The organism is Burkholderia sp. WTPI3 (assembly GCF_021483755.1).
Taxonomy (GTDB): domain Bacteria; phylum Pseudomonadota; class Gammaproteobacteria; order Burkholderiales; family Burkholderiaceae; genus Burkholderia.
The window spans coordinates 39,980-55,664 of sequence record NZ_JAGIXF010000024.1; the positions used below are offsets into that span (position 1 = coordinate 39,980).

At 61.4% G+C, this 15,685-nt stretch carries 17 protein-coding genes; 3 read left to right on the forward strand and 14 right to left on the reverse strand.

Going from position 1 to position 15,685, the window contains the following annotated elements:
- Positions 1–10: 10 nt before the first annotated feature.
- The 8 genes from J7024_RS15640 to J7024_RS15675 all read right to left on the reverse strand — a co-directional run bounded on the left by J7024_RS15640 (position 11) and on the right by J7024_RS15675 (position 3,595).
- On the reverse strand, positions 11–382 hold the full coding sequence (locus J7024_RS15640) for a hypothetical protein (RefSeq protein WP_006752189.1): 372 nt from the start codon (positions 380–382) through the stop codon (positions 11–13).
- A gap of 30 nt (positions 383–412) precedes the next feature.
- Positions 413–1,030 carry a hypothetical protein gene (locus J7024_RS15645; protein WP_234745277.1) on the reverse strand — a complete coding sequence of 206 codons (618 nt, stop codon included), beginning with the start codon at positions 1,028–1,030 and terminating at the stop codon, positions 413–415.
- A 518-nt stretch (positions 1,031–1,548) separates the two neighbouring features.
- A complete protein-coding gene (locus J7024_RS15650) occupies positions 1,549–1,887 on the reverse strand; it encodes a hypothetical protein (protein ID WP_234745278.1) in 339 nt (112 codons plus the stop codon).
- Positions 1,888–1,971: 84 nt separating this feature from the next.
- Positions 1,972–2,127 carry a hypothetical protein gene (locus tag J7024_RS15655; protein WP_181157820.1) on the reverse strand — a complete coding sequence of 52 codons (156 nt, stop codon included), beginning with the start codon at positions 2,125–2,127 and terminating at the stop codon, positions 1,972–1,974.
- Positions 2,128–2,441: 314 nt separating this feature from the next.
- On the reverse strand, positions 2,442–2,600 hold the full coding sequence (locus tag J7024_RS15660; RefSeq protein WP_234745279.1) for a hypothetical protein: 159 nt from the start codon (positions 2,598–2,600) through the stop codon (positions 2,442–2,444).
- A gap of 1 nt (position 2,601) precedes the next feature.
- On the reverse strand, positions 2,602–3,096 hold the full coding sequence (locus J7024_RS15665; protein ID WP_234745280.1) for a hypothetical protein: 495 nt from the start codon (positions 3,094–3,096) through the stop codon (positions 2,602–2,604).
- Positions 3,069–3,332: a hypothetical protein gene (locus J7024_RS15670; protein WP_234745281.1), complete on the reverse strand. Its 264-nt coding sequence runs from the start codon at positions 3,330–3,332 to the stop codon at positions 3,069–3,071. The genes J7024_RS15665 and J7024_RS15670 overlap by 28 nt, the downstream gene beginning before the upstream one ends.
- Complete coding sequence (locus J7024_RS15675) at positions 3,329–3,595, reverse strand: hypothetical protein (RefSeq protein WP_234745282.1); 267 nt, start codon at positions 3,593–3,595, stop codon at positions 3,329–3,331. The genes J7024_RS15670 and J7024_RS15675 overlap by 4 nt, the downstream gene beginning before the upstream one ends.
- Positions 3,596–3,914: 319 nt before the next feature.
- Between J7024_RS15675 and J7024_RS15680 the strand changes: the two genes are divergently transcribed.
- Positions 3,915–5,366, forward strand: a complete 1,452-nt coding sequence (locus tag J7024_RS15680; protein WP_234745283.1) for a hypothetical protein — start codon at positions 3,915–3,917, stop codon at positions 5,364–5,366.
- 56 nt (positions 5,367–5,422) lie between these two features.
- Positions 5,423–6,640: a DUF3800 domain-containing protein gene (locus tag J7024_RS15685; RefSeq protein WP_146122748.1), complete on the forward strand. Its 1,218-nt coding sequence runs from the start codon at positions 5,423–5,425 to the stop codon at positions 6,638–6,640.
- Positions 6,641–6,972: 332 nt separating this feature from the next.
- Here J7024_RS15685 and J7024_RS15690 read toward each other — a convergent pair whose 3' ends face one another.
- The 3 genes from J7024_RS15690 to J7024_RS15700 form a co-directional block, all read right to left on the reverse strand.
- Positions 6,973–8,223 (reverse strand): IS256 family transposase, encoded by a 1,251-nt coding sequence (locus tag J7024_RS15690; RefSeq protein ID WP_059600046.1) that lies wholly within the window; start codon positions 8,221–8,223, stop codon positions 6,973–6,975.
- Positions 8,224–9,197: 974 nt separating this feature from the next.
- Complete coding sequence (locus J7024_RS15695; protein WP_105823359.1) at positions 9,198–10,361, reverse strand: epoxide hydrolase family protein; 1,164 nt, start codon at positions 10,359–10,361, stop codon at positions 9,198–9,200.
- Positions 10,358–11,287 (reverse strand): NmrA family NAD(P)-binding protein, encoded by a 930-nt coding sequence (locus J7024_RS15700; protein WP_105823358.1) that lies wholly within the window; start codon positions 11,285–11,287, stop codon positions 10,358–10,360. Before J7024_RS15700 ends, J7024_RS15695 begins: the two co-directional genes overlap by 4 nt.
- Positions 11,288–11,404: 117 nt before the next feature.
- Here J7024_RS15700 and J7024_RS15705 point away from each other — a divergent pair, with 117 nt between their 5' ends.
- On the forward strand, positions 11,405–12,301 hold the full coding sequence (locus J7024_RS15705) for a LysR family transcriptional regulator (RefSeq protein WP_105823357.1): 897 nt from the start codon (positions 11,405–11,407) through the stop codon (positions 12,299–12,301).
- Between the two features lie 1,005 nt (positions 12,302–13,306).
- Here the strand turns inward: J7024_RS15705 and J7024_RS15710 are convergent.
- The 3 genes from J7024_RS15710 to J7024_RS15720 form a co-directional block, all read right to left on the reverse strand.
- The gene (locus tag J7024_RS15710) at positions 13,307–13,651 is read right to left on the reverse strand and encodes a hypothetical protein (RefSeq protein WP_105823355.1); all 345 of its coding nucleotides are present in this window, start codon (positions 13,649–13,651) and stop codon (positions 13,307–13,309) included.
- A gap of 307 nt (positions 13,652–13,958) precedes the next feature.
- Complete coding sequence (locus tag J7024_RS15715) at positions 13,959–14,363, reverse strand: Rap1a/Tai family immunity protein (RefSeq protein ID WP_146122784.1); 405 nt, start codon at positions 14,361–14,363, stop codon at positions 13,959–13,961.
- Positions 14,364–14,399: 36 nt separating this feature from the next.
- The gene (locus J7024_RS15720) at positions 14,400–15,521 is read right to left on the reverse strand and encodes a DUF1963 domain-containing protein (protein WP_105823354.1); all 1,122 of its coding nucleotides are present in this window, start codon (positions 15,519–15,521) and stop codon (positions 14,400–14,402) included.
- Positions 15,522–15,685 lie beyond the last annotated feature (164 nt).

The window sequence follows — 15,685 nt, forward strand, 5'->3', positions numbered from 1 at the left end:
TTTTGTCGTATCAAGCCCCGCCGAGCGCCGACCACACGCTGCTGGCCGTGCCGAGCAGGACCGCCGCCGCGGTCCATCGCGCGGCGATCTGGTTCAGTCGTCCCATCTCGCGATTCGCGTCGACCATCGCATTCCAATTCTGCTCGGCCGCGAGCGCGAGTGCATCGGTCGCCGTCCTCTGCCAGTAGGCATACCAGCCTGGTTTCTGCTCCGGCAAAATGGGCTCGCGCGCCATCGGATCGTTCAGATCGAGCGGCCCAAACGGCGTGGCCGGTGGACGCCGGAACTCGACCCGGGCGGACCCGTACCAGTACCACGCGCTCGTCAGGCCGGCGCCGAAGGCCGCCGCGGCCAGGATGATTGGCCCGTAGCTGATGGACATCGATGTGTCTCCTGCAGGTTGAGATCGCGTTCAGGCAGGAACCGCCAGCGCCGCGCGCGGGTCGGGTGTGAGGCTGGCAAGTATGCGGCGCATGAAGGCCGGCAGCATCCCGCACAAACCGATCTGTTCACGTAGCTCGGCGCGGTAGCCGTTGAGCTTGGCTTCGTCGAAGTGGCCGCCGACGAACGCCGTGCCCGGTTCATGCGGCGCTACCCGGGCCGCAATCGAGAACGTGCCGGCGTGGCTGAAGCCGTTGTAGTGTCGCTTCGCGGCGGTGAGGCGCTTCACCGCATCGACATTGAAGCCGAGCTTCGCGGCATTCTGCGATAGCTGGCCGAGGGCGAGGTAGCCGTGCGTACGACTGTCGCCGGCTTCGAGTTTTTCCCAATAGCGTGCCGTGACCGGTCCGCCCTTCTTCGGCTCGATGATCAGCAGCTCGTCGGTCGAGCAAAGCGCGGCGATCGCGATGCCCTCGACGACCTGGCGCATCAGATTGCCCGACGCGAGCAGCTTTCCGGTCACCAGCAGCTTGGTCGACGTCAGCACGTAGTCCAGCACGCCGAATACGAAGGCGGCCGCCAGCGCGGTGCGCACGCTCCCGACCCGGCTTGCCGCTTCATTGATCCGCCCCTCGTCGGGGCGGCGCAAGGGTTGGGTGGCCTGCAGCGTGACCCTATCCGAGATGGTGCCAGCGGACCACAGGGGGAAGATGCGACCTTTCGGCCGCGGGGCTCACAGGGAGCTGCAGCCGCGCAGTTGCGCGAGCAGCAACAACAGCATCAGGGCGGACACCGCCCAGCCACGCCAATCATTCGGCATGTTGCACCTCGATATGCTGCGCCTTCCGTGCCGCGGATGGGCCGGCCTTGGGGCAGGCGTCGCAACGGCCTGCATGTTCGTATAGTCGCGAAAGTGGCTGCGACCGGCCCCATTCGCAAGAAAATTTACGCGATGTGCCGGCCACGGCCCGCAGTGCGCGACCCACCGGCCGACGGGCGAAAAAAAAGGCCGCATCGGCGGCCTGGTGTGCGGCGCTCGCTCGCACGCTCCATGCGTCGCATGAAGCACTGGATTCGGTCATCCATTGGTTGCTACTCGGCAGTGATAGTTGATGTCGCAACAGTCTTGAACGCTTAGACCCGCGCGAACTTCAAGCGAAGACTAGATCAGTTCGGCAACCCCGCGCTCGGTGCCGGCGGTGTACGGAGAATCCGGCGACTCGTGTGCTTCTCGGTCATGCGGTCGAACAGGCGTTCGTGCACGCTCTGGATCGCTTCGGCGATGATCTCGTCGAGGCCGTCTTCGAATTGGCCGATGCGATAGTTACGCGCGGCGCCGCCGGCCAGCTTGGTGCCTTCGTTGGTCACGATCGGCCGACAAAATGAGTCTTTGTACTTCTTCTGTTTCATAAAATGTAGCTCGGTTATTCCCTTCGGCGGGATTGCCGATGGGACATCCAGTCTACCGAGGTTCGAAAAATTTTTCTCGGCCAACCATAGGACCATGTAAACACCAGTTGGCGTGACCGCCGGCCGCGACGACGACCGCCTCTACCCTCGCCACGTCTGCCCCGCGACTTCCGCCGAAGCCTAGCTTTCCGAAGCACATCGGTGTTGCTCGGCGGTGAGCGCGATCGCGACCAGCAGGTCATCGACGCGTCGATCGAATGCCTCGTCGCTCACGAACGGCACCTGCAGCACGGTCACCCCATCGCGGGTCGGCGTGCGCGCCACGCCGGCCAGCACCTCGCGCCCGACGCGCGCGAGGACGCGCCCCCGGCCGCAGCCGCCGGGGCGTGCTCCGGCGGCCGCGCCTCAACGACAGTCGCCTCCATCAGCGCGAGCGCGGCGTCCTAGCGATCGCGCAGGCGACTATTGCGCGCGTCTTTCCGATCGAGCGCCGGCGACGAAGCCGGCGGATAGGTTTTGACGTACAGCGCGACGAGCTCGCGCTCGCTATAGAACGCGTCGGGGACCCACCTCGCCCGGGAACACCACGAGCGGCGGCACTTCCCAGCCGGCTCCACCGGCGTGCGCGTCTCGCGGCAAGCTGCCAGGCTTCAGGCGCAGCAGGTGCGTCGCGTCATCCGCACGTCGGTGCCCGGCACGCCGTAGCGCGCATGCAGCGTCGCTTCGTCGAGCCCTCCGAGGTACGCGCGGTACAGCGCGAAGTGGGCCGGCGTCAGGCGCATCGTGGCGCGGGCGGGTGAGGCACGCACGTCACTGGCCTCCGGTCGGCGCCGGGTGCAGCCACACGGTACGCTTCGCGATCCAGCCGAGTCCGCAGCTGGCCATCACAAGGCCGGCGAGGCCGAGACCCAGATGCACGGCCACCATCGCCGGCGCCTCGTGCACGCGCGGGGCGTGATAGAGCTTCCACATGAAGTCGGCGAGTAGCCAAAAGGGCAGACCCGCTGCGGTCGTGATCCACTGCGGCACTGCGAGCGCCGCACTTGCGACCTGCTGGCGGTAGGTCAGCGGCACGAGCACGTACGCTGCCGTGATCCCCCCCATCAGCACACCCGTGCCTGGATACGTAACCGACCCTACGCCATAGCTCAGGCCGGCCGTGCCGAGCGCAAAGACCACCCATTGCCACGCAGCGAACGGTTCGGCGAACGGCTCGACGGGCCGGTCGCGTCCCGACACGAGTACTGCATAGCCGACCTGCAGGAACCCGAAGCCGATCAGGGCGCAGCCGGCGCCGGTGGCCACTGCTCGAGCGCGGACAGCGCATCGCGATGTCCAATGGCCGCGCGGACCCATGCTCGCGCGGCGCGCGCGCCTGGATCCCCGTGCTGAGCCGCCTTGCGCCATGCGTCGCCGGCGCCCTCGAAGGCCGACGCGATCACGATCAGCAGACCGCCCAGCAGCGCGTGATAGCGGATGCGGAGCCATTCCGGCCAGTGTTCGATCGACTGCCAGCGGCGCGTCGCACGCAGTTCGCTCATGCGTGGCCTCCGGTTGCCGAGCGCTGCGGCGCGTCGGGGACGAGTGCGGCCATGTGCGCCTGCACGTCGCGCACGAACGCGGGTGCCGCGCGCGGCGCGTCAGCCAGGTGGAAGCTCGGCTCGGAGCGGAACCCGAGGTAGTACAGGCTCAGCGCACCGTCCTTCTCGAACTGCAGGTGCGCGGGGTGGCGGGCGAACAGCGCGGTGTAGCGCCCCGCGCAGCTGAGGCCCTCGGACCAGACCTGCTGTGGGTAACGCCGCATCCTCTCGGTAGCCTCGGTGAGATTCAGCTGCATCTCGTCCTCCTGGGCGGTCGGCTCAAGCGTGTGTCGCGCGCTACGGAAACCGCAACGGGGCGGGCGTCGCGCCGATCAAGGGTACGACGAAAGTGTCGCCGAGAAACGCCAATCTGGCAAAAATCGCCCTTCTGATAATGAACATTGTCGGATGGGGCATTTTGGTACCCGACAAATATCTCGTTGATGCGGCCTTTGAAGTCGGCCAGCACGCCTCCATTGGTCGACGCCGTTGAATAACCCCGGCTCAGCCACCATACCCCCCGACCCGCTCAACCGATCTAGAATGGAAAACTTCATATGTTTGCCAACTCTTGTCATGCGCCTGATCAATCGAAAGAAGCCAGACGCGGTGGTCCGGGAATTGAGTGCCGACGAAGCCGAGTCGGTGCGCCGCTTTTGCGGCGCCGGTGAGAAAACTGAAGCTCACGACGCCGGCGTCATTGCGGGAATCCTCGCCGAGATGCGCGATGGTCGGGATGTTCAGTATTGGCTCGAATGCGACTGTCGCGGCACCGAGATTAAGGGTAGCCAGCAGCCGAGATTAACGGCTCGGGCACGCGAACAGGGACCGGTGCATTTCATGCGTCTGAATGGGTACGGGCCCCATGCATGCGCGCTGCAGTCCTTTCGTACTGATCCGGACGTGGAAGTTGACGAGGACGAAGCGCCGGAGCCAGGCAAACACCGCCCGCTGCGTCCGGTCGAGGATACCCTCGACTATCTCGACGACGAACACGAGCCGCGTGGTGGCAGGAACCCTTCCGGTGGACAACGCGGCGCCGGGGGAGCCGCCCGGGGCCGGCGATTACCGAAACTCGGGCGCGTCCTTTACACGATGCTCCATCATGCGGGCATCAACACGGTGGCCTCCGGGGCGACGTGGTTATCAGGCGAGCAGTCGTGGTGGGCGCGCGTCAACGCGTTTGCCAAAGCCGAGGAAATGAGCGAGTCGCTGTCCCTGAGCGATGTGCTATTCACAGAGCCGTGGACCAGGCTTCCGGCCAAAATGAGCGAGATCGATGCACTTCCCTGGCCCGCTGGCAAGAAGCGCAGCGCCTTCATGCTGTTCGTAGCTGACGAGATCGATGATGGAACTGCGGTCAAGCACACGCGATTCAAACCTGCAAGGGTGACACCACAGCAGCCATTGCGCATTGGCGGCAGGGACCAGCGCCACAGTCACCCCCCGTACTGGGTGCTCGCGGTCGTCGACCGCGGCCGGGATGGGACTGCCCGCGTGCGGGAAGCGTTCGCACAGCACGCGTACAGCAAAGACGAACCGGTGCCGCTCGACAGTCACTACGAGCGGCGTACGCTAGTACAACTGCTCAAGGTGATCGAATGGGTTCGTAGAAAGGGCGTAACCGTCACGCTGACGAAGCCATTGTTCGACAGTGAGGTGACGCTCGAGTCGGGTGAGACGGCCAATTGCCGAGCCGACTTCGAACTGGAGTTTCACGAAGTGACGCAGGAAGCGCCTGACGCGCAGCGCCACCGAATTGTGATCGAAACCATGGGATCGGACTCGGAAAGCTATCTGCTTCAGAAGGCCGGCACTCACGAGATCATGCGGCGGCGCGGTGCGCTACTCGAGCACGTCGTGCGCGATGATGGTGACCAGGACGAACGAGATGATGCGTTTTGCAAACGGGTCTACGGACGCATTCTGGGGCTGGCTGGCGTGCCCCGTCAGGAGAACGGAGTGAAGACACAGCTAGCCAACGCAGACGACTGAGTTACCTGCCAATAGCTGGGGCATCGCGCCCGAATGGACTCGATCAGGATTTCATCGTGGCACGATCGGCAGCTCGCAACGCCAAGCGCTCGCCCCCGCCCATCTCCAAGGCTGACGATATGAACAACGGAAACCGGGAAAAGCCTACCATCGACGTCGAGCGCTTCAGGCCCGTTGGGCTCGACTTCATGCCGAACGTCCATAAGCGATACACGCTGTACTACGACGAAACCAACAACATCCGTCGTCTAACGCTCACCCGTGCCGGACTGAACCACGACGCGCTGGACTGTTTTGTCCTCGGAGGCATCGCATTGGAGCCGGGGACCATGCTTTCGGACGTCGCGGCACTGAAAGCGCAGCTGCGGATTCAACCGTCAGCGCCCGAGATGAAACTCAGGCACCTCGTGAAAGGAGATTACGCAGCTTGCCTCGATTCGCGAAAAGTCGAGCACTTCCTCGCCTGGGTCCTCGAGGCAGCGGTGTACATCCACTACTCAAACTTCAGCATCCTGAACTGGTCTATCGTAGACCTAATCGATTCGCTCATAGTATCAGAGCGCTTTCGGCATCTGATAGCGGTGCACGACAAACTGAAAAACGAGCTGCACGCGCTTGTCCGGCACGACCCGCTTGGTTATTTTCGCCTTCTCAAGACCTTTGACTACCCCAATGTCGGCGTCGGCCGAATGCCGGAGTTCGTAAGAGCCGTTCGCACCTTCCTGTTTCGTAACGGGTTCGCGTTCAGAAACCTCGAGACGATGACGCTGTGCGACCTGCTGCAGGATGCAGCGCACGACACTACACTTGACTTCTTGGTCGGCAACGATTCGGACGTCTTGGTGGACAGCTTCGACACGGTGTTCCTCAATCGACTGGCCACGTTCACGAACGCCGTGCACGTGTTCGACGATGAGCCTCAGGTCCGTGCGAGCTTGGAGCAGCGGCGGATCGTCCACGGCGACCAACCCATCATGTACCGTTTCGCAAACTCCCGGAGCGAGCCCGCCATTCAGGTGTCAGACGTTCTATGCGGGATTCTGGGCAAGCATTTCAGTTGCATGGAAAAGCTCAGCATCGAGCAGTTGGAGGGTTGGCGAGCGAAACTTTCAGACCAACAGTGCCGCAACGTCGCCTTGCTGGCCAAGTTGATCGACAAGGCAGACGAAGAATGCCATGCTTTGATCTTCAACCAAGCGCCCAACGACAGTAAAGCCAAGAGCTTATGGTTCCTGCACGGAATCGAGTACCCCGAAGACTCCCGGGACCGTTGAGCGGCGGGTCGGCCCTACCGTAGACCGTAGACCGTAGACCAAATTAAAGTTGTCACCGTTTGCGAAGTAAAAATGTCACTTCGCCGCCTCGCGCCTGCGATGAAAGGCGAAACCGTCGTGAATTCATGAGGTTGCACGTCGCGAATTAAAGTTGTCACCGGCCACGGGGTTGCGAAGACCGGTGTCAACTTCCCCGCGGCGCCGTTGTAGCGCTATCAGCCCCTGTCGCGCGTCGTGCGAAAACGGAGTTTGAGCAGCCGATCGTGCCGTAGTGGTAAAAAAATTATCTCGCGGGGGTGTCAGAATTTCCGTGTTCAAGGCGGGGTTGAGATTCACACGGATGGTCGAACGAACCGGTCCTCGTAGAGGATAGCGAATTGGTTCATCGCTGTCTTCCAGTCGTGAGCGGCACGTCCCCAATCGGCAGTGATGTTGCGCAGCGCCAGCCAGATCAGTTTCGTCGCGGCATCATCGGTCGGGAAGTGACCTCGGGTCTTGATGATCTTGCGTAGCTGCGAATTGATGTTCTCGATGGCGTTCGTCGTGTAGATCACCTTGCGCACGCCCGGCGGGAACGCAAAGAACGGAATCACGCGATCCCAGGCGTTGCGCCACGCCGTGCTGACCGGCGGGAATTTCTGCCCCCACGGACCGTCAGCAAACGCATCCAGCTCGGCCTGCGCGGCTTCAGCGCTCGGGGCGGTATAGATCGGGCGGATCGCAGCAGCGAGGGACTTGCGGTCTTTCCAGCTCGCGTAATCGAGACTGTTGCGGATCAGGTGGACGATGCAGGTTTGCAGCGTCGTGGCCGGAAACACCACCGCAAGTGCTTCGGGCATGCCCTTGAGGCCGTCGGTCACGGCAATCAGGATGTCGCCCACGCCGCGTGTTTTCAGATCATTGAATACCTTCATCCAGAACTTGGCGCCCTCGGTGTTCTCGATCCACAGGCCCAGGATGTCACGCGTGCCGTCGGGCAGAATGCCCAGTGCCAGATAGACGGCCTTGTTGCGCACGACGGCATCTTCGCGAATCTTCACGCGCAGCGCGTCGAAGAATACGACCGGATACATCGGTTCGAGTGGCCGGGCCTGCCAGGCCGTCACTTCGGCCATGACCTCATCGGTCACCGAACTGATGAATTCGGGCGAAACTTCCGTGCCGTACTGCTCCAGCACAAAGCCCTGAATCTCGCGCACGGTCATGCCCCGTGCGTACATCGCAACGATCTTGTCGTCGAAGCCCGTGAAGCGTCGTTCGTGTTTGGGGATCAGCAGTGGTTCGAAACTGCCGTCGCGGTCGCGCGGTACTTCGATGCGGATCGGTCCGTCTTCGGTCAGAACCGTCTTGGCGCCACGGCCGTTGCGCTGGTTCGTCACGCTGGCCGGTTTTGCCGCGCCCGGCGCGTAGCCGAGGTGGTGATTCATCTCACCGCCCAGCGCTCGCTCGATCAGCGCCTTCTTGAGGGCTAGCGTCGCGGCATTGATCGCTTCGGCCGTCATCGGGCCGTTGCCGAATTGTTCAAGCAGTTCAGCGGGAATCGCCGGTAGCTCTACCGGTGGGGTTTTCGGTTTGCGAGGCATAGGTTCTCCTGGGGAGGATCATATGCCTTGAACACGAAATTACTGACAGGCCCTATCTCGCGGGCGAGTCCTTCGGCGATGCCTGCAAACAGCTGTGAGCGACACCGGGTGGCCGTTCTTGAGTCGCGCGAAAGGCTCTTTACGACCCTTAAGCGACGGTCGCCAATGCCAAAAGCAGCCATTCATATTCGCGGTCAAAACGCCGGTAGGGACGCTACCGGGTACGAATCTTCCTCAAGATTTTGTGAACCTGATCCAATGCCATGAAGCCCTCCTTCCGTTGCCCCGCTTCATAGTACGCGTAGGCCTCGTCAACCAGTTTTGTGCATCGATCGAACTCATCCCGCGGTCCCATCTCTTCTACTGCTCGAGACAGCCCCTCCCTCAATCCACGAAAGGCTAGCGTTAACGTCCACTGGTCTTCGAAGGAGGCGCCTTCGCGCACTGGAAACTGGTTCGGGGCGCACATCCTTACAAAGACAACATAGTCCTTGAAGCTGTGAAGATCATTGAAAGGGAACCGCATCACCGTTTTTTCTCACGATTGGGCTGATATCCTAACGGCATAGCGCGTTGGCGCGATGGTAAAGCTTCCGAACCGTCTGGTCTTTGTATTCAATCATAATCGGCAAGCTGAAGATCGATTGCCGGCGGACAGCGTTCACCGCCACTTCCCCGGGGAATTGTCGACGAACACTGCGGGCCTGTCGGCGGTCTCCTTCTGGCCGCACTGCGTCCCACGACCGGGCACGCCGCTCGCCCCCGGTCCACGTCTCATGCAACAGGCATAACCGACCCAACTCGGTCCGACAGCCGGGCGCCAAGCCTAAGGCTGCTTACAGGATATAACGGTCATTTCCCCGAGGCGAAGTTGGTGGACAAGTAATCAGCCTACTTGCGTCGTCGACGTCCGCAGCTAATTGCCGCATGAAGGAAGTACCCGAACATCGCTTCGACGCGGGCATGCCATTGGGTTAGCTTTCGCGAAGGCTCGCGAAGGTCGAGCGAATATCGCCTACCAGAGCATGCGGATTTTCCAACGCGGCAAAGTGGCCGCCCTGCTCGTGCTCAGCGAAGTGCCGCACATCGCTGTAGCGTTGTTCAATCCAGCGTCGCGATTTACGCACCTGTTCGCCGGCAAGCATGGTGAATCCAGACGGCACGACAATTGGACGATCGATGCGAGCCGCAGAGGACCAGTTGGATCGCTTCAATTCCCAATAAAGTCGAGCCGACGAAGCTGACGCATTGGGTATCCAATACAACATGATGTCGTCGAGTATTTCGTCGAGCGTGAAGGAAGCTTCTGCGTTGCCTGCCGTACCACACGTGTCCTGGAACATTGCGTAAATCCACGCTGCCTGCGCGACCGGAGAATCTGCGAGCGCGTAGCCTATCGTCTGCGGTCGGGTCTGCTGCACCTGGGCGTATCCAGATAGCGTGCTCCAGAAATACCGGGCACTGGCAAGCATGCCCTCTTCATCCGGCGTAGCGTCGCGGATTTCGTCTGGCGTGGGCATGAACATCGCGAAGTTCAGATGGATACCGATAAGCTCGGGGAGCGCTAGTGACGCGACTTCGTCGGTCACTCCTGCGCCAAAATCACCACCCTGCATGGCCCAACGGTCATAGCCAAGCCGTCGCATCAGTGCAACGTAAGCACGCCCAATGCGCGTCATGTCCCACCCAGGTTCACCTGGTTTGTCAGAAAACCCAAATCCCGGCATCGAGGGAATGACGAGGTGAAACGCCTGCCTCGGATCGTCGCCATGCGCGGCGGGATTGCTGAGCGGCGCTATCACCTTGCGGAATTCAAGCACAGAGCCGGGCCAACCATGCGCCATCAGTAAGGGAATCGCATCCGGTTCAGGTGACCGAATGTGAAGAAAATGGATGTCCAGGCCGTCAATGGTCGTCTTGAACTGCCCGAAGTCATTCAACATTGACTCGCAGCGACGCCAGTCGTAACCGTCTATCCAATGCGCGACCAGTGCCTGCAGCTTTGCAAGTTGCGGACCCTGGCTCGTGTCATTGACGGTTTCACGGTCTGGCCAGCGCGCCCGCTGCAGTCGCCCACGCAACTCGGACAACTCCCGCTCGGACACATTGAGCTGGAATGGCTTGATCAGACCACTCATCGCTTGCTACCCCCGGTTATGTAGTGGCGTTTCATGAAGTCAAGGAGCGATGTCGGCCGCACTGTCGGATACCGGTCGTTTGCAATGTCGCGCAAGGTCCCTTCGCCCGACATCATGGGTAGCAGATACTGGAGCGGCAGCATTGCCAACGGATGAGCACCGGCTTTCGCCATTCTCCGTAGTTCGGCATATCCGTCCTCGATCGACCCTCTGCGCACCGGATGAAGCGCGCTGCCCGTTGCCAGGGCATAGTCACCCGCAATCTGGGCAATGGTGCGACGGTCACCCGCTACGGAAACCACGCTATTCATCGTCGCAGGATCGTCAATGGCGGCCACCGTCCAGGCTGCAACGTCGTTCATGGAGGTGAAATCGAGGGCCACTTCGGGGTCGCCCCAATAAGTGATCGTGCCCGCATCCGCGTTGATCAGGCCGGGGTTAGAGAACACGACTTCCATGAATCCACCGTTCAGGATATGGGTGTAGCCAATGCCGCTCAGTTCGACCTTGCGATCGAAGGTCCGCCGCATGTCGAGATAAGGGTTAATGCCCTCGGGGATTGAGAACAGGTTCTCAGAAAAGTCCGACGGAACAAATCGCCCGATGCCCGCCGCGAGCGCCGCCTCAAGCAAACGGGACTGGCCATCAATGATGGTGTCAGGGCCACCCTGAACTGCCGAAATAACGGTACCAACGCCTGCACAGGCGTGCTTGAGGCTGAGCGGGTCGTCCAGATCCAGATTGACGACGGTTACGCCGTTCGCTATCCACACCCTTGCCCGATTGCCGTGTTTGCCTGCTGAACCGCCTCGAACACCCGCACGGATCTTCCTGCCGGGCCGTGTGCGAAGTAACGCATCGATGATTCGGTGTCCCAGACCGCCGGCGGCGCCGGCGACCAGATAGCTCGCGTGTGTGTTCTCCATATCTCCCTCGGTTCGTCGTGACGCGCGGTGTAGGGCGTCGGGGAGAAGTCTAGGGCGTTCCACGTTTGAATATAAGATAGCTTAATCGCGACTCGCTGTTCCGGAAAACGACACGAAATGGACCAGGCCGACCTCATCATATTTCTCCGATTAGCTCACAGCGGAAGCCTTTCAGGCACGGCACGGACGCTGAAGGCCCCCAAATCATCCGTAAGCCGGGCGCTCTTACGATTGGAGACGGAGATTGGATCAGCGCTCTTCGACCGGTCCACACGACACTTCAGGCTGACTGACGCGGGAAAACTGCTACTGCCCTACGCGTCGCGGGCAGTTCACGACCTGCAGGAAGCACAGGCGATCATCGATGGCTACGCGGGGGAGCCACGCGGGCTGCTACGCATTAACACAACGCAATCGTTCGCACAGGGACTCATTGCGCCCATGCTGCCTGACTTTCTAGACCGCTATCCGGAACTTACCGTCGAGCTGACCACGGACTCAAATTACGTTGACATCGCGCGCGAAGGTATCGACGTAGCGGTGCGCGTCGGTACACTTCCTGACTCGTCGCTCATCGCTCGCAGACTGCCACCTGTCGAATTGTGGCTATGCGCAAGTCCATCCTACCTATCGCGATCGGGCGTCCCGATGGAGGCAGATGAACTTCATGGGCATAGGCTCGTCGTTCGGGAGGCCCCCACTAGTTGGGTCTTTCACGATGGCCACACGGAATTGGCCCTACACCCGCGCGGTTCGGCAATCATCCCGGACGCGGCTGCGCAGAAGATTGTTCTTGAAGGCGGTGGCGGGATCGGTTTTCTTCCAAGCTACCTCGCAGCTCCCGCCTTGACGGCAGGTACCCTGGTTCGGGTACTTCCGTCATTGAGGCGGGAACCCATTGAGCTTCACGCGCTGTATCCGACTCACCGCAGCATGTCAGCAAAGGTCCGCGCTTTCATTGATGCCCTTGTTGGTCACCTTGATACAGTCAAGCTAACGTCCTCGCGCGACTAGCAACTGTCGTCCCCCAAACGAGCGCCAAGGCATCGATACCGGCAATTGACCCGACGAACAAAATCATGGACTGAACGTCGCTTGGCTGCGTCTATCGGACCTTCGAATGTCCGACTCCCTCGCCGGTCGACTGACCGAAACTGGCCGAGAGCCGCCGGACGCAGTCGACCCCGAACGTCCCGCAACACTGCTTTCCCAGCATAGGTGACTGAGCTTGAGGCAGAGAGAGTCCTGCTTGAACTCAGCGCTTCGACCGACAGAGCGGTGCGTCGACAATCGGCCGAGAAATCAGGACGTTACCGCCGGAACGCTTGGTCCACAACGCGAATTGACAAATTTACTGCGGACGTAGGCGAATTGACGACATTATTTTGAAGTGACCGTCAATAAAGTCGTCAACTCGCCGGCCGGAAGCCTTGATCCACGAGGAATCAGGTGTGACGGAATTGTTTTGCTCTACGCCACGGGAACTGAAATGCGGGACGCAGTCGGCACCGAGCGGACCGCCCGACCAGCTCGACATCTCGTGTTATCCATCGTCTTGCCCTGCTCGAGCACAGCATTGATGGCGCGTGGGGTTGCCACCGTAACCTCGACACACAATTCGTGCTTATGGGCTTTGTTGACGAACCCCATAAGCACGACCACCTGGAGGAGAACAACCAGTCCGCAGGGGCCGGAAGGCCGCGTGATACTGCAATGCGAGTTCCTCTGCTTTCAGTCGGGGCGTTGACAGCAACAAGGTCGGGGCGAGCTTCGCGTGCGCGGCCGGGTGGTGTCGTCGTGATGAAGGTGCGTGTCGGTTCGACATGACGATCTCTCGTCAGACCTCTCAATGGACCTTGAATGATGCGCTGAAGACTCGAAGTGCGCGCAGACACCAGCGGAGCGAAGCCGAGCGCCGGCCGTCCTCGACGTTGGCCGGGGGAGTCGGGATCCGCTTTCGACTCGTGGCTTCGACGATACGGTGTAGATGCATCGTGGTTGTCCCGGAGGGAGGCGAGCTTACTGTTCGGCCAACTGCTTGAGATCGTCGCATTCGTCGAAGAAGTCAGGCTGTCCCGGCAGTGGTGCCGGCGGCCGGCGTGCTGCACGCGGCCGCGGATGGCCGGCGCGCTTTAACGTCCGAGCGATCGTCTGCAACTGCGTCCACAGGTGGTCCGCATCGGCGGCCGACAAAGTGTCGGCCGCCACCTCGAGTGCACTGACGAGCGATTCCAGTTGCGCGGGCGCGGCGGCCAGGGTCGCGCGCGCCTCCGTGGGTGCCTGGCCTTCTCGGTAGACCGAGAGCCAGCGCGCGAGCGCTTCGCGTTTTGTCGGGAGTCCGTGCGGCAAGCAGCTCGGCGGCATCGACTTGTCGGCACGAAACAGCCGAGTACGTGTTCGGGCCGACGTCCCTTTGCGCGCGGTTGCTTAGGAGGCTCGGCGCCCAGCGTCTTGATGGGATTTCCCCGTACTCGAATGAGCAACTACTCCCGTAGGTGTTCGCGACGGTCGCTCCCCGCGCGGTCCCGGTTTTGTGGAGGCGCGGCGATTGCGAGCGTCGCCAGATCGAATCTAATTGTTCATGCCGCTCTCTGCACCTAAAAGCAATTCTTGCGGCTGGTCCTCTTGGTAATGGCCTCCCCCTGACTTGGACGGTTGTGGGCCACGCTTCTTATCGGATGCAAGGGTAAGCAGTCTTCAATGCCCGAGTGATCAGGGGCGCAGCCGGGGCCTGCAGGTCGCGCGGCGAAAGCTTGGTCAGATACCCATAGGTCGCGACAACCAGTTCGGTCGCCGCCATCCTGGGCGGCGGACACCATGCCATTCCGGCGGTCGTGTCGGCCACGCCGTAGATGAAGCTCGTCGCCCTGTTCGTCGAGATTGTTCGTTGCCTCACCTCGCCTTCTTCGCTGCCTGCCAGTGTTCCGTTGTCGATTCCGGAGAGCAGAGCCTCTGCCGTTAAAGGACGATAAACGTCTGCAGATGGAGTGGCTGCCCTTGCCTGCATATGCGGAACGATCGCGCTGAACGTGGCTGCGGCCACCATTGCTGCAGATAGTCGGGTGCACCAGCGCATTGGATCTCCTTATATATTGAGGGGGCGGATTTAAGGTCAGTCGCACTGATAGAGCGATTGGGCCTTGTCGAAGCGACGACTCAGCAGATCGTCGCGTTGAATCATGAGATAGGTCGTACCGTCTCCGCCGGAGGGCGCGTGCATCCGCCGGGTGCCTGCGTAGTATTCGCCGCCCCACGAAAAGAGGTGACGAATCCTGTCGTCCCCGGGGCTGAGAAAACTCCGCGCATCCCCGATGAACATGCGTTCCGGATCGCCCTGGATCGGCTTCGGCCAGCCGCCGAGGAAGTCGCCGAAATTGCCGGCCTGCTCACCTTCGACGACATCCGGCTGCGGGAAATAGCCGCCGACAGGCCGGTGCAAAAAGTCGAATACGGCGTCTCGCTCAGGACCGACGGCCTCGATCCAGTGGAAAGGCACCACCAATGTGGAATGTGGCTGCAACACTTCCGCCATCATCTGTTCGTGCCAGGGAAAATCCGGTTGCCGGGCGTCGGACAATTCGATCAACGTCGCGGGGGGCGCTCCGCGCTCCAGTGTCTCGGCGGTGACGTCGAACCAATGCATTTGGAACGAGCCGTCGCCATCGCGAGCCGTCAGATCCTCGAACAAGCTAAACACGCCGTGCCGGGGAAAATCACGGTCGAAGCCTGATTCATTCGACAAAGCGCCGAGGTTGATCTGCGCAAGAAAAGCCAGCGGGAATTCGCAGCCCAAAGCAACCACCATCAAGTCGTCGTAACGGTCCTCTTGCGCGTGTATGGCCGTGAGCTTGTCCGGGTCGGGACGGTTGGCTTCTATCGAGCGAAGCCACGCTTCCCGCTCGTGTTCCGACAGCAAAGCCAAGATATCGTCACTGGGCCGTTGCGATCTGGACGAGGCCGAGCGCTCCCGGTCGCGAATGCGCTGTTCGCGCAATGCGCGAATCTGTGTATCGGCATCCACCGGCGATCGCCGGTGTGGCCAGGCGAAGCCCGGGGGCAGATCGGGCAGGCCGCCGATCTTGCTTGTGCCAGGCGGCAGTGCATCGTCAGGCTGTTGTCTGCGAACGAACTGAATGGCGGGACGCATCGTCGCCACGATCCGGTCCGACAGCGAGTCCAATCCGGCCTCGCTCAATGCGTGCCGAAGATCTTGTTCGGTGCGGAATGTGCTCATCGGAGAATCCTTTCGATAGCAGCCCAAAAGTTGACTCAGTGCCGCTCGTAGCCAGCGGCGCCGGCACATCCGACGTCGCCGACGATTGGTGTGGATGGATAGTAGCAGTCCGATAGCAGCGCCCGATTAGTGATCTGCCAGCTGCTCGAGTTCGTTGCTATCAG

Bases quoted from the DNA above. Each gene is read 5' to 3' on its own strand.
- J7024_RS15640 (WP_006752189.1), bottom strand. From the start codon at position 382: ATGTCCATCAGCTACGGGCCAATCATCCTGGCCGCGGCGGCCTTCGGC.
- J7024_RS15650 (WP_234745278.1), bottom strand. From the start codon at position 1,887: ATGGTCCTATGGTTGGCCGAGAAAAATTTTTCGAACCTCGGTAGACTG.
- J7024_RS15670 (WP_234745281.1), bottom strand. From the start codon at position 3,332: ATGAGCGAACTGCGTGCGACGCGCCGCTGGCAGTCGATCGAACACTGG.
- J7024_RS15675 (WP_234745282.1), bottom strand. From the start codon at position 3,595: ATGCGGCGTTACCCACAGCAGGTCTGGTCCGAGGGCCTCAGCTGCGCG.
- J7024_RS15680 (WP_234745283.1), top strand. From the start codon at position 3,915: ATGGAAAACTTCATATGTTTGCCAACTCTTGTCATGCGCCTGATCAAT.
- J7024_RS15690 (WP_059600046.1), bottom strand. From the start codon at position 8,223: ATGCCTCGCAAACCGAAAACCCCACCGGTAGAGCTACCGGCGATTCCC.
- J7024_RS15695 (WP_105823359.1), bottom strand. From the start codon at position 10,361: ATGAGTGGTCTGATCAAGCCATTCCAGCTCAATGTGTCCGAGCGGGAG.
- J7024_RS15700 (WP_105823358.1), bottom strand. From the start codon at position 11,287: ATGGAGAACACACACGCGAGCTATCTGGTCGCCGGCGCCGCCGGCGGT.
- J7024_RS15705 (WP_105823357.1), top strand. From the start codon at position 11,405: ATGGACCAGGCCGACCTCATCATATTTCTCCGATTAGCTCACAGCGGA.
- J7024_RS15710 (WP_105823355.1), bottom strand. From the start codon at position 13,651: ATGCCGCCGAGCTGCTTGCCGCACGGACTCCCGACAAAACGCGAAGCG.
- J7024_RS15715 (WP_146122784.1), bottom strand. From the start codon at position 14,363: ATGCGCTGGTGCACCCGACTATCTGCAGCAATGGTGGCCGCAGCCACG.
- J7024_RS15720 (WP_105823354.1), bottom strand. From the start codon at position 15,521: ATGAGCACATTCCGCACCGAACAAGATCTTCGGCACGCATTGAGCGAG.